Below are 12,415 nucleotides of genomic sequence, written 5' to 3'. Positions count from 1 at the left end.
TCGCTAGCGGCGGAGCCGCGGGAGGGAGCTCTGCGACCGAAGCGACTGACAGCATCAGAGCTCCGTCAGATCCAGCGGTCGAACCACATCCGGTCGCGCCAGGCGTCGTACGTGATGAGGTCGCCGACCAGGATCGGGTGGAAGTACCAGAAGGCCGCGACGACGGCGGTGACGAGCATGCCGCAGCCGAGCCAGACGCCGTAGACGCCGCGTGGCGTCGTGACGTGGCGCCGGATCAGGTCGATGACCAGGCACAGCGCGACGATCATGAACGGCAGCGCGGCGATCGCGTAGTAGGAGAAGATCGGCCGGTCGCCGAACAGCAGCCACGGGGCCCAGGCCGTCAGGACGCCGAGCACGGGGACGGCCCAGCGCCCGTCGCGGGTCTTGACCCAGGCGACGACGGCGGCGAGGGAGGCCGCCGCGGCCGGCCACCACACAGCCGGGTTGCCGAGGATGAGCACCTCGCGGATGCAGCCGGAGCCCTTGGGGGCGCCGCACTTCGCGGCCGCGACGTTGTTGGTGACGTCGACGCTCACCGGGCGGTCGAGCACCAGCCAGCCCCACGCCTGCGACGCGTAGGGGTGGTGCTGCGACTTGAGGTACTCGCCGGTGTGGAAGTCGTACATCCGCTCGTGGTACCGCCACAGCGAGCGCAGCGAGTCCCAGAAGCCGGAGCCGTGGCCGAGGCTGAACCGGGTGTCGTACGGGCCGTGGTGCATCAGCCAACCGGTCCAGGTGGCGAGGTAGACGAGGAACGCGATGCCGACCAGCGTGACGAACGCCGGGACACCGACGGCGAGCGTCTGCCAGGTGAGTGCCGGCCGGCCGGCCCGGCGCCGCGCCACGACCTCCCACAGCACGACGAGGAGGCCGAACGCCGCGAGCGTGTAGACGCCGCTCCACTTGGTGCCGCAGGCCAGACCGAAGCAGATCCCGGCGCCGACCTGCCAGGGCCGGATCACGCGATAGCGGTCGAGGCGCTCGAGGATCCAGTCGTGGTCGGCCACCAGGCAGGCGACCGCGCAGACCAGCCAGAACGCCACGAAGATGTCGAGCAGCGCGAGGCGGCTGAGGACGAACTGCGCTCCGTCCATCGCCAGCAGGAAGCCGGCGAGGCAGCCGATCCAGGTGGAGCCGGTCAGCCGGCGGACCATCCGTGCCAGCACCAGCACCATGAGGGCGCCCGCTACGGCCGACGCGATGCGCCACCCGACCGGGTCGAGCCCGAACGCCCACTCGCCGAGCGCGATGAACCACTTGCCCGCCTCCGGGTGCACGATCTCCGTCGGCTGCCCGGCGATCATCAGGTGCGTCGTGTGCCCGTCGATGATCCGCTCGTTCGCGTTGTCGACGTAGTCCTGGACGTAGCCGTTCTGCAGCATCGACCAGGCGTGCTTGGCGTAGTACGTCTCGTCGAACGCCAGCGTGTCCGGCCGCCCGAGGTGGTACAGCCGCAGTCCGAAGGCGAACAGGGTCACCCCGACCGGCGCGAGCCATCCCCACGCGCGCTCGCTCACCCTCACCCCGCCGATCGTAGGCCGTTGACCTCGCGCGCCGGCTGAAGGTTTACCAGGTGCAGTAGGGAGATCAACACATCTCATGGCAGATCTGCCCTGAGATGTGTCAGCTTGCCTGGTGAAGTCGGCCTCACGTGCGCCGGCGAGGTGGCTGACGTCGGCTCTACGACTCTCCATGGCAAATGGACACTCCTCTAGGCAGATTTGCCATGAGCAGTGCGGATTTGCCCACTGAACCTGGTAAACCTCGCCGACCAGCGCAGAGCAGCCTCGCCGCCCCCGAGGGGTGCGGGCACCATGGAGGTGTGCTGATCCTCGCCGCCACGCCGATCGGGCGTCCTGACGACGCGTCGCCGCGGCTGCGGGAAGCGCTGGCATCGGCAGACGTCGTCGCGGCCGAGGACACCCGGCGGTTCCGGCGGCTGGCCTCCGACCTCGGCGTCGAGACCGGCCGCGTCGTCTCCTACTTCGAGGGCAACGAGCGCGAGCGGACGCCCGAGCTGGTCGAGGCGGCCACGGACGGCACCGTCGTGCTCGTCACCGACGCCGGGATGCCGAGCGTCTCCGACCCTGGGTACCGGCTCGTCGCCGCGTGCATCGAGGCCGGTGTCGACGTCACCGCCGTCCCCGGCCCGTCCGCCGTGCTCACCGCACTCGCGGTCTCCGGCCTGCCGGTCGACCGGTTCTGCTTCGAGGGCTTCCCGCCTCGGAAGGCCGGCGAGCGCACGCGCGTGCTCGCCGCCCTCGCCGACGAGCCGCGCACCATGGTGTTCTTCGAGTCACCGCATCGCACGCACGCGACCCTCACCGCCATGGCCGATGCGTTCGGCGCCGACCGTCGCGCCGCCGTCTGCCGCGAGCTCACCAAGACGTATGAGGAGGTGGTCCGCGGCACGCTCGCCGAGCTCGCCGCCTGGGCGGCGGACGAGGTGCGGGGCGAGGTGACGCTCGTCGTGGAGGGCGCCCCAGCGGTGCAGGCGTCGTACTCCACCGACGACCTCCGCGCCCTCGTCGCCGACGCCGAGGCCACCGGGCTCAGCCGCAAGGACGCCGTGGCCGAGGTCGCGCGCCGCACCGGGGTCAGGCGGTCCGAGGTGTATTCGGCCGCTCACTAGGATGAAGCCCGTGCCCGACCAGACCTTCTACGTCACGACGCCGATCTACTACGTCAACGACGCCCCGCACATCGGGCACGGCTACACGACGGTGATGGGCGACATCATCACCCGCTGGCACCGGCAGCGCGGCGAGGACGTCTGGTACCTCACCGGCACCGACGAGCACGGGCTCAAGGTGCTCCGCAAGGCCGAGCAGAACGGCATGACCCCGCAGGAGTGGGCCGACCGGCTCATCGAGACCGAGTGGATGCCGCTCCTGGAGACCATCGACGTCGCCAACGACGACTTCATCCGCACCACCGAGGAGCGACACCTCGTCGGGTCCAAGGCGTTCTGGCAGGACCTCTACGACCGCGGCGCCGTCTACAAGGGCGAGTTCTCCGGCTGGTACAGCGTCGGCGCCGAGGAGTTCGTGGGCGACGACGACGTCCTCGACGGCGAGGGCGAGGACGAGGGCTTCAAGGTCTCGGCACTCGACGGCAGCCGTCTGGAGCACGTCACCGAGGAGAACTACTTCTTCAAGCTGTCCGAGTACCAGCAGGCCCTGCTCGACCTCTACGAGCAGAACCCCGACTTCATCCAGCCCGCGTCGGCCCGCAACGAGGTCATCTCGTTCGTGCAGCGCGGTCTGAAGGACCTCTCCATGAGCAGGTCCACCTTCGACTGGGGCATCCAGGTGCCGTGGGACGAGAAGCACGTGATGTACGTGTGGATCGAGGCCCTGCTCAACTACGTGACGGCGATCGGCTACGGCACGGACCAGGACGCCTTCGAGAAGCGTTGGCCCGCGTCGATCCACCTCGTCGGCAAGGACATCGCCCGCTTCCACGCCGTCATCTGGCCGGCCATGCTGATGGCCGCCGGCCAGCCGGTGCCGCACCAGGTGTTCGCGCACGGCTGGCTGCTCGTCGGCGGGCAGAAGATGTCCAAGAGCAAGGCCAACGGCATCCGGCCCGACGAGATCGTCGGCACGTTCGGCTCCGACGCCTACCGCTACTACTTCGCCCGCGCCATCACGTTCGGCAGCGACGGCTCCATCTCGTGGGAGGACATCCACGCGCGCTACCACGCCGAGCTCGCCAACGGCTTCGGCAACCTCGCGTCGCGCGTCGCGTCGATGATCGGCTCGTACTTCGACGGGTCGCTGCCCGCGGCCGGCGAGCTCACCGACGCCGAGCAGAGGGTGGTCGGCACCATCGAGTCGGCCGTCGCCGACGCCGACGCGGCCATCGAGGCCGTCGCGCCGCAGGACGCGCTCGCCGCGATCTGGCGCGTCGTCGACGAGCTGAACGGCTACCTCACCGAGCAGGCGCCGTGGAAGGTCGCCAAGGAAGAAGGACAGCGCGAACGGTTGGCCACCATCCTCGTCACCGCCGCCGAGGGCCTCCGCGCCCTCGCCGTGCTCCTCAACCCGGTGATGCCCAAGGCCTGCGCGTCGTTGTGGGAGTCGCTCGGCGCGGAGCCCGCGCTCGGAAACCTCGCCGACCAGCGCATCGCCGACGTCGCCCGCTGGGGCCAGCTGCCCGAGGGCACCACCATCACCAAGGTGCCCAGCTTGTTCCCGCGGATCGAGACGTGACGGAGCTCTGGCCCGAGGCGCCGGAGCCGCTGCCGTTCCCGGTCGTCGACAACCACTGCCACCTGGACCACCGGATCCAGGGCGGCCACCGGCTCGACGTCGACGAGGCCCTCGACCGGGCCGCGGCGGTCGGCGTCTCACGCATCGTGCAGGTCGGCTGCGACCTCGAGGGCGCCCGGTGGGCCGTGGAGACCGCGCGCACCCAGCCGGCGATCGTCGCCGCCGTCGCCATCCACCCCAACGAGGCAGCGCGCCTCGACACCGACGGCACGCTCGCCGCCGCGCTCGCCGAGATCGAGGAGCTCGCCCAGGACCCGCAGGTCCGCGCCGTCGGGGAGACCGGGCTCGACTACTTCCGCACCGGCGAGGACGGCCGCGACGCCCAGCACCGCTCGTTCCGCGAGCACATCAGGATGGCGCACCGGCACGACCGCACGCTGGTCATCCACGACCGCGACGCGCACGACGACGTCCTCCGGGTTCTCGACGACGAGGGCGTCCCGCCACGCACCGTGATGCACTGCTTCTCCGGCGACGCCACGTTTGCCCAGGAGTGTCTCGACCGCGGCGCCTACCTGTCCTTCGCGGGCACGGTGACGTTCAAGAACGCCGAAAACCTCCGAGAAGCGCTCCGTGTGACCCCTCGAGACCGTATCCTCGTCGAGACCGATGCGCCCTTTCTCACACCCACGCCTCACCGGGGACGCCCCAACGCGTCCTTCCTGGTGCCGTTGACGGTGCGCTTCATGGCTGGAATTGCAGGCATTTCCGTGGATGAACTGTGTCAGGCCATCGACGCAAACACGGATCGTGCGTTCGGCGGTTCCTGGGAACGGCGGATTTGACTCTGATGCGACGCGTTTCTCATGGTGGACAGGTTGCCCTGCCCCCGAAACACAAGGCTTTACCTGTGCATCAGTCGCATCGCATCACCAAGAAGCGTGCCCTCATCGCCATCAACCTCGCAGTCCTCATCGTTCTCGCCGGCGGCACCGTCGCCTACGGAGCACTCAGCAAGACCGTCACCGTCGCGATCGACGGGAAGACCGACACCATCCGGACGTTCAGCTCCTCGGTCGGCGACGTCCTCGCCGACAAGAAGGTCTCGCTGCGCCCCGGTGACGAGGTGAACCGGCCCTCGTCCGCCCCGATCTCCGACGGCGACAAGATCGCCGTCGACTACGCGAAGCCGGTCACCGTCGCCGTCGACGGCACCGTGCGTCGCGCCACCGTGCACGACAACACGGTCGGCCAGGTGCTCGACCGCATGAAGGTCAGCCCGGGCGACGACGCGAAGCTCTCGGCCAAGCGCTCGGCCCGCGTGCCGCGCGACGGCATGGAGATCGTCGTCAGCCACCCGAAGAAGCTCACGGTCAAGGACAACGGCACCACCAAGAAGGTGGAGACCGCCGCGCCTCGCGTCGCCGACGTCCTCAAGGCCGGCCACGTGCAGTTCGACTCCGACGACGTCGTCTCGCCCGCCCGCGACACCTTCGTCAAGCCCGGTCAGACCATCAAGGTCATCCGCGCGAAGGCCGTCGACACCACCGAGATCGTCGACCTCGCCCCGCCGGTCGAGTACCGCGACGACGACTCGATGTCGAAGGGCTCCACCAAGGTGCTCGAGCCGGGCAAGGCCGGCAAGGCGCGCGAGCACGTCGTGCTCAGCGTCGCCAAGGGCAAGGTGAAGGACCGCCAGGTGCTCACCTCGCAGACCATCACCAAGCCCAAGGTCCGCGTCGTCGCCCGCGGCACGCAGGAGGCGCCCGCCGTCGCCGGCAACAGCGTCTGGGACAAGATCGCCCAGTGCGAGTCCGGCGGTAACTGGTCCATCAACACCGGCAACGGCTACTACGGCGGCCTGCAGTTCACCCTGGCCACGTGGCAGAGCGTGGGTGGCACCGGCCTCCCGTCCGACGCCAGCCGCGAGGAGCAGATCAAGCGCGCGAAGATCCTGCAGGCCCGCTCCGGCTGGGGCCAGTGGGGCTGCGCAGGAGCGCGCCACAATTGAGTGACGTCCGTCTGCTCGGCGCCACCGACGTCCGCCGGATCGCCGAGCAGATCGGACTGCGTCCCACCAAGCAGCGTGGGCAGAACTTCGTCGTCGACGCCAACACCGTGCGCCGCATCGTGCGGACGTCCGGTGTGGGCGCCGGCGACGTCGTCGTCGAGGTCGGTCCGGGCCTGGGCTCCCTGACCCTCGCCCTGCTCGAGATCGCCCAGGACGTCGTGGCGGTGGAGATCGACCCCGTGCTCGCCGCGCAGCTCCCCGCGACGGTCGCCGAGCTCGCTCCCGGCCGCGAGCTGCATCTCGTCGAGGCCGACGCGATGCGCGTCGAGTCGCTGCCACTGGAGCCGACAGCTCTCGTCGCCAACCTGCCGTACAACGTCTCGGTGCCGGTCCTCCTGCACCTCCTGCAGACGTTCCCATCCATCCGGTCGGGCCTCGTGATGGTGCAGTCCGAAGTGGCGCACCGGCTCGCTGCCGGACCCGGGTCCCGGGTCTACGGCGTGCCGAGCGTCAAGGCGGCCTGGTACGCGGACCTCGAGCTCGCTGGCACGATCGGCCGCACGGTGTTCTGGCCGGCGCCGAACGTCGACTCGGCGCTCGTCGCGTTCCGGCGGCACGAGGAACCGGGCGACGAGGCGCTCCGACAGGCGACGTTCGCCGTCGTCGACGCCGCGTTCGCCCAGCGCCGGAAGACCCTGCGCGCCGCCCTCGCGAACCTCGCCGGATCTCCGGCCAGGGCCGAGGAGGTGCTGCGCGCCGCCGGCGTCGATCCGCAGTCCCGCGGTGAGCAGCTCACCGTGGACGACTTCGCCCGGGTCGCCGCTAGGTTTGACGCGTGACGACAGCGACCGTGCGGGTGCCGGCCAAGATCAACCTGTGCCTCGGCGTCGGTCCGGTCCGCGACGACGGCTATCACCCGCTCGCCACCGTGTACCAGGCCGTCGACGTGCACGACGAGGTCAAGGCCACCGCCACTGAGGACGACGAGATCAGCGTCACCGTCCACCTGGAGGCCGACGAGTCCGCCGAGGTCCCCACCGACGGTGACAACATCGCGGTCAAGGCGGCCCACCTCCTGCGCGACACCACCGGCACGGAGGCGGGCGTCCAGCTGGCCATCCGCAAGGTCATCCCGGTCGCCGGGGGCATGGCGGGCGGCTCGGCCGACGCGGCTGCGGCCCTGGTCGCCTGCAACGAGGCCTGGGGCACCGGGCTCGGCCGGCCCGAGCTCGAGCGGCTCGCCGCCCAGCTGGGCAGCGACGTCCCGTTCCTCCTGCACGGCGGCAACGCCATGGGCGGCGGTCGCGGCGAGACCGTCAGCCCCGTGCTGGCGCGCGGCTCGTACTACTGGGTCGCGGCCGTCGCGGCCACCGGGTTGTCCACGAAGGCCGTCTACGCCGAGTTCGACCGCCTGAACGAGGGCTCGAACGTCGCACAGCCCGAGGTGCCCGACGACCTCCTGGCCGCCCTGCGCGCTGGTGACGCCGAGGCGCTCGGCCGCTCGCTCTCCAACGACCTCACGCTCGCGGCGCTCTCGCTCCGGCCCGAGCTCGCCGGCACGCTCGACATCGGCCTGGAGGCGGAGGCGCTCGGCGCCGTGATCTCCGGCTCCGGCCCTACCTGCGTCTTCCTGGCCGCCGACGAGAACCACAGCCTCGACATCGCGATGGCGCTGGCGGGCGCGGGCGTCTGCGCCGACGTGATCCAGGCTCGCGGCCCGGTGGCCGGCGCCCGGCTCGTCTGATGCCGCCGCTGCTCGGCGGCGAGGCGCTGCAGGTCTCCTATCCGGACCGCCAGATCCTCGACGGCGTCAGCCTCGGCCTGGCCGACGGCGAGCGCATCGGCGTCGTCGGCCGCAACGGCGACGGCAAGTCCACGCTGATGCGCGTCCTGGCCCGTCGGCAGGAGCCGGACGACGGACGCGTCACCTGGCGTCGCGACCTGCGCGTCGGCTTCCTGGACCAGGCCGACGTGCTGGACCCCGGGCTCACGGTGCGCCGCACGGTGGTCGGTGACGGGCCCGAGCACCTCTGGGCGCGGGAGCCGCGGATCCGCGCGGTCATCGACGGCCTGCTCGGCGACCTCGACGGCGAGGCGGTCGTCGGCACGCTCAGCGGCGGGCAGCGTCGTCGCGTCGCCCTCGCGCAGGTGCTGGCGGGGGAGCACGACGTCGTCTTCCTCGACGAGCCCACCAACCACCTCGACCTCGAGGGCGTCACCTGGTTGGCCGAGCACGTGCGCAGTCGTTGGCCGGCCGGCACCGGTGGCCTCGCCGTCGTCACCCACGACCGCTGGTTCCTCGACGAGGTCTGCACGCACACGTGGGAGGTGCACGACGGCGTCGTCGACCCGTTCGAGGGCGGCTACGCCGCGTACGTCCTGCAGCGGGTGGAGCGCGACCGGCAGGCCGCGGCGGCGGAGTCGCGACGCCGGAACCTGATGCGCAAGGAGCTGGCCTGGCTGCGCCGCGGCGCGCCGGCGCGGACGTCCAAGCCGAAGTTCCGCATCGACGCGGCCAACGCGCTGATCGAGCGTGAGCCACCGGTCCGCGACCAGGTCGAGCTGGTCCAGCTGGCCACCGCCCGGCTCGGCAAGGACGTCGTCGACCTGCTCGACGTCTCGGTCTCCTACGACCGGCCGGTCCTGCAGGACGTCACCTGGCGCATCGGGCCGGGGGAGCGCACCGGCATCCTCGGCGTCAACGGCGCCGGCAAGAGCACGCTGCTCGGCCTGGTGACCGGGACCGTCCGTCCCACGACTGGCCGGGTGAAGCGGGGCAAGACCGTGCAGGTCGGTGTCCTGACCCAGTCGATGACCGAGCTGGAGAAGGTCATGGACGACCGCGTGGCCGACGTCGTCGAGGACCCGGGTGACCTGCTGGAACGCCTCGGCTTCGGCAGCAGTCACCTCGGCACCCGCGTCCGCGACCTGTCCGGCGGGCAGAAGCGTCGTCTGCAGCTGCTGCTCGTCCTGCTCGAGGAGCCCAACGTGCTCGTGCTCGACGAGCCCACCAACGACCTCGACACCGACATGCTCGCCGCCATCGAGGACCTCCTCGACACCTGGCCCGGCACCCTCCTCGTCGTCTCCCACGACCGCTACCTGCTCGAGCGCGTCACCGACCATCAGTACGCCGTCCTCGACGGCCGCTTCCGCCACCTCCCCGGCGGGGTCGACGAGTACCTGCGATTGAGAAGGGAGTCCTTTCGACAAGCTCAAGGACCGGTCGTTGAGCTTGTCGAAACGACCTCCGACGCGAAGACCGAGCGAGAGACCAAGAAGGCTGTCGCGCGCCTGGAGCGTCAGATCGAGAAGCTGACCGCGCAGGAGGCGGAGCTGGAGAAGCGGATGGTCGAGTCCGCGACGGAGCCCGACACCCTGGTCGCCCTGCACGCGGAGCACCAGAAGGTGGCGCGGCAGCGGGAGGCGGCCGAGGACGAGTGGCTGTCGCTCACGACCTGACGGAGCGGGTGAGCGTGCGGAGCGCGTCGGCGACCTGAGCCGCGCGCGTTGGGTCGAGGGCGGAGAGGATCTCGCGCTCGTGCTCGAGCAGCTCGACGAGCGCGGCGTCGACCGTGCGGCGACCGGAGGCGGTGAGGCAGACGCGCACGCCGCGACGGTCGTCGGGGTCGGCCCGGCGCTCCACGAACCCGCGCTCGACGAGCCGGTCCACGCGGTTGGTCATCGTGCCGCTGGTCACCATGGTCTCGGCGACGAGTCGGCCCGGGGAGAGCTGGTACGGCTTGCCGGCGCGGCGCAGGGCCGACAGCACGTCGAACTCCCAGGTCTCGAGTCCGTGCGTGGCGAACGCCTGCTTGCGGGCGCGGTCGAGGTGTCGGGCGAGGCGGGAGATGCGGCTGAGCACGTGCATCGCGGAGACGTCGACGTCCGGCCGTTCCCGCTGCCAGGCGGCGACGACCTCATCGACCTCGTCGGGCGTGCTCACCCGTTCATGGTAGTTCGTCAAGAATCTTGATGTCGAGATTGTTTGGCGGCGGCGACCGGCGTAGCGTTCCGGTCATGGAAGCCGACTCGATGAGCGAGATCCTCGCCGCCGGCCCCACCCAGCAGGCGGCGCTGCTCCGGGCGAAGGAGCTCAGCTCCCGCGACCTGACCGTCGCGACGCTCGCGGCCGTCGAGCGCGAGAACGCCCGCCTCAACGCGGTCGTCGAGCTGCTCGCGGACGAGGCCTTCGACGCCGCCGCCGAGGCCGATCGGCGCCGCGCGGAGGGCGAGGACGGGCCGCTGCTCGGCGTGCCCATCGCGATCAAGAACGACCTCGACGTCGAGGGGCACGTCACCGCGCGGGGGAGTCGGTCGATCAGCACCGTCGCGAGCGCGGACACCGAGCTCGTCGCGGCGATCAGGGCGGCCGGCATGGTGCCCGTCGCGACGACGACGCTGCCGGAGCTCGCGATCTACGGGTTCACCGAGTCCGACGCGTTCGGCATCACCCGCAACCCGCACCACCTCGACCACACGCCCGGCGGCTCGTCCGGCGGTTCCGCGGCTCTGGTCGCGTCGGGCGCCGTCAGCATCGCCACGGCGTCTGACGGGGCGGGCTCGATCCGGATCCCTGCCGCCTGCTGTGGGCTGGTGGGCTTCAAGCCGACGCACGGCACGATGCCGAGCTCCGGCGGCTGGCACGGGCTCTCCACCCAGGGCGGCCTCGCGGCGCGGGTGGCCGACTCGGCCCTGTTCCTCGACACGTTCGGGCACTTCGACGGGCCGCTCGTCGACGCGGCCGCGCGCGATCCGGAGCCGCTGCGGATCGGCGTCTCCACCAGCGCGTCGGCCGCCACCCGCGCGCTGCCCCTCGACCCCGCGGTCAAGCAGGCGATGGACCACGCGGCCGCCAAGCTCTCCGACGCCGGGCACGACGTCACCGACGTGACCATTCCGTACGGCCTGGACGCCAAGCAGCTGACCGTCCGCTACCTCGCCGGCATCCGCGACAGCACCCTGACCGTCGACGACCCCGAGAAGCTCGAGCGGCGGACCCGCCAGGTGGCGCGGTTGGCCCGCGTCTTCGGTCCGCGCGCCGTCACCCGCGCGATCCGCGCCGGCGAGCGCTGGGGGTCCACCGTGCACGACGACCTCGGCGTCGACGTGCTGCTCACGCCGGTGATGAGCGGCCCGGCGCTGCCCGTCGGGCACTTCGACGGCAAGGGCGGCCTCCGCCTCGTGCTCGCGATGAACTCCTTCTACCCGTACACGGCCCAGTGGAACCACGCCGGCACGCCCGCGGTCTCCATGCCGGTCGGCCGCACGCCCGACGGTCTCCCGCTCGCCGTCCAGCTGATCGCCCGCCGTGGCGACGACGTCCGGCTGATCTCCCTGGCGGGTCAGCTCGAGAGGAGTCTCACGTGACCGCGACCTGGGATCCCACTCTCTACCTCCGCCACGAGGACGACCGGTCGCGCCCGTACTTCGACCTGCTCGCCCGGATCCGGCTCGAGCCGCGCACGATCGTCGACCTCGGGTGCGGACCCGGCCACCTGACCGCCGTGCTGCGCGACCGCTGGCCCGACGCCTCGATCGTCGGCGTGGACTCGTCACCGGAGATGATCGCCGACGCCCAGGCACGTGGCGACGCCGAGTATGTCCTGGCCGACGTCGCGGAGTGGTCGCCCGACGGACCGGTGGACCTGATCATCTCCAACGCGCTGTTCCAGTGGGTCCCGGACGACCTGCGCGTCGTCTCGCGTCTCGCCGACCACGTCTCGCGGGGCGGTGCCTTCGCGGTCCAGGTGCCCAACAACGGCGACGCCCCGAGCCACCGGCTGCTGCACGAGGTCTCGTCGCGCCCGCCGTACGCCGAGCACACCGAGGGCCTGCACGACCGCCGCGGCCGCGGCCCGCACGACTACCTGGAGCTGTTCACCGAGAAGGGCTGGTCCGTCGACGCCTGGGAGACCACCTACCTGCACGTCCTCGAGGGCGACGACCCGGTGTTCTCCTGGATCTCCGGCACCGGCGCCCGACCGATCCTCCAGGCCCTCCCGGACGGCCTCCGCGAGGAGTTCGTCGCCGACTACAAGGCCGCCCTGCGCCTCGCCTACCCGCAACGACCCTGGGGCACCGTGCTGCCGTTCGCTCGCACGTTCGCCGTCGCGTCACCGGTAGCCTGAGAACACGGTCGTTGAGCATGTCGAAGCGACCATTCCCCGGTTGGTCTGCCGGCCAA

11 protein-coding genes are annotated in these 12,415 nt (G+C 71.1%); 9 read left to right on the top strand and 2 right to left on the bottom strand.

What is annotated here, in order from left to right:
• Positions 1–65: 65 nt before the first annotated feature.
• Positions 66–1,526: a dolichyl-phosphate-mannose--protein mannosyltransferase gene (locus tag FHP06_RS05235; RefSeq protein ID WP_187271792.1), complete on the bottom strand. Its 1,461-nt coding sequence runs from the start codon at positions 1,524–1,526 to the stop codon at positions 66–68.
• Positions 1,527–1,825: 299 nt separating this feature from the next.
• On the opposite strand from FHP06_RS05235, the gene rsmI reads away from it, so the two are divergent.
• From rsmI to FHP06_RS05200, 7 genes are all read left to right on the top strand, one after another.
• On the top strand, positions 1,826–2,635 hold the full coding sequence (gene rsmI / locus FHP06_RS05230; RefSeq protein ID WP_230973412.1) for a 16S rRNA (cytidine(1402)-2'-O)-methyltransferase: 810 nt from the start codon (positions 1,826–1,828) through the stop codon (positions 2,633–2,635).
• Between the two features lie 10 nt (positions 2,636–2,645).
• Complete coding sequence (gene metG / locus FHP06_RS05225) at positions 2,646–4,217, top strand: methionine--tRNA ligase (RefSeq protein ID WP_222706367.1); 1,572 nt, start codon at positions 2,646–2,648, stop codon at positions 4,215–4,217.
• On the top strand, positions 4,214–5,062 hold the full coding sequence (locus tag FHP06_RS05220) for a TatD family hydrolase (protein WP_147684471.1): 849 nt from the start codon (positions 4,214–4,216) through the stop codon (positions 5,060–5,062). The genes metG and FHP06_RS05220 overlap by 4 nt, the downstream gene beginning before the upstream one ends.
• Positions 5,063–5,127: 65 nt before the next feature.
• Positions 5,128–6,228 carry a transglycosylase family protein gene (locus tag FHP06_RS05215; RefSeq protein ID WP_187271791.1) on the top strand — a complete coding sequence of 367 codons (1,101 nt, stop codon included), beginning with the start codon at positions 5,128–5,130 and terminating at the stop codon, positions 6,226–6,228.
• A complete protein-coding gene (gene rsmA, locus FHP06_RS05210) occupies positions 6,225–7,067 on the top strand; it encodes a 16S rRNA (adenine(1518)-N(6)/adenine(1519)-N(6))-dimethyltransferase RsmA (RefSeq protein WP_222706366.1) in 843 nt (280 codons plus the stop codon). Before FHP06_RS05215 ends, rsmA begins: the two co-directional genes overlap by 4 nt.
• Positions 7,064–7,972 (top strand): 4-(cytidine 5'-diphospho)-2-C-methyl-D-erythritol kinase, encoded by a 909-nt coding sequence (locus FHP06_RS05205; protein WP_147684466.1) that lies wholly within the window; start codon positions 7,064–7,066, stop codon positions 7,970–7,972. The genes rsmA and FHP06_RS05205 overlap by 4 nt, the downstream gene beginning before the upstream one ends.
• Positions 7,972–9,690, top strand: coding sequence for an ABC-F family ATP-binding cassette domain-containing protein (locus FHP06_RS05200; RefSeq protein WP_147684464.1), 1,719 nt, complete (start codon positions 7,972–7,974; stop codon positions 9,688–9,690). Before FHP06_RS05205 ends, FHP06_RS05200 begins: the two co-directional genes overlap by 1 nt.
• Here FHP06_RS05200 and FHP06_RS05195 read toward each other — a convergent pair.
• A complete protein-coding gene (locus FHP06_RS05195; RefSeq protein WP_230973411.1) occupies positions 9,680–10,174 on the bottom strand; it encodes a MarR family winged helix-turn-helix transcriptional regulator in 495 nt (164 codons plus the stop codon). The two genes, FHP06_RS05200 and FHP06_RS05195, sit on opposite strands and share 11 nt — an antisense overlap.
• A gap of 74 nt (positions 10,175–10,248) precedes the next feature.
• On the opposite strand from FHP06_RS05195, the gene FHP06_RS05190 reads away from it, so the two are divergent.
• Together FHP06_RS05190 and FHP06_RS05185 are read left to right on the top strand one after the other, a co-directional pair.
• Positions 10,249–11,598: an amidase gene (locus FHP06_RS05190; RefSeq protein ID WP_187271790.1), complete on the top strand. Its 1,350-nt coding sequence runs from the start codon at positions 10,249–10,251 to the stop codon at positions 11,596–11,598.
• The gene (locus FHP06_RS05185; RefSeq protein ID WP_147684460.1) at positions 11,595–12,359 is read left to right on the top strand and encodes a methyltransferase domain-containing protein; all 765 of its coding nucleotides are present in this window, start codon (positions 11,595–11,597) and stop codon (positions 12,357–12,359) included. Before FHP06_RS05190 ends, FHP06_RS05185 begins: the two co-directional genes overlap by 4 nt.
• The last annotated feature ends 56 nt before the right edge of the window (positions 12,360–12,415 follow it).

The sequence above is a fragment of the Aeromicrobium terrae genome (assembly GCF_008039565.1).
In the GTDB taxonomy this organism is placed as follows: Bacteria; Actinomycetota; Actinomycetes; order Propionibacteriales; family Nocardioidaceae; genus Aeromicrobium; species Aeromicrobium terrae.
Note: the sequence above shows the minus strand (reverse complement) of the source record. Positions and strands in the feature narration are given on the sequence as shown.

Coding starts and splice junctions, on each gene's coding strand:
- FHP06_RS05200 (WP_147684464.1), top strand. CDS start 7,972: ATGCCGCCGCTGCTCGGCGGCGAGGCGCTGCAGGTCTCCTATCCGGAC.
- FHP06_RS05190 (WP_187271790.1), top strand. CDS start 10,249: ATGGAAGCCGACTCGATGAGCGAGATCCTCGCCGCCGGCCCCACCCAG.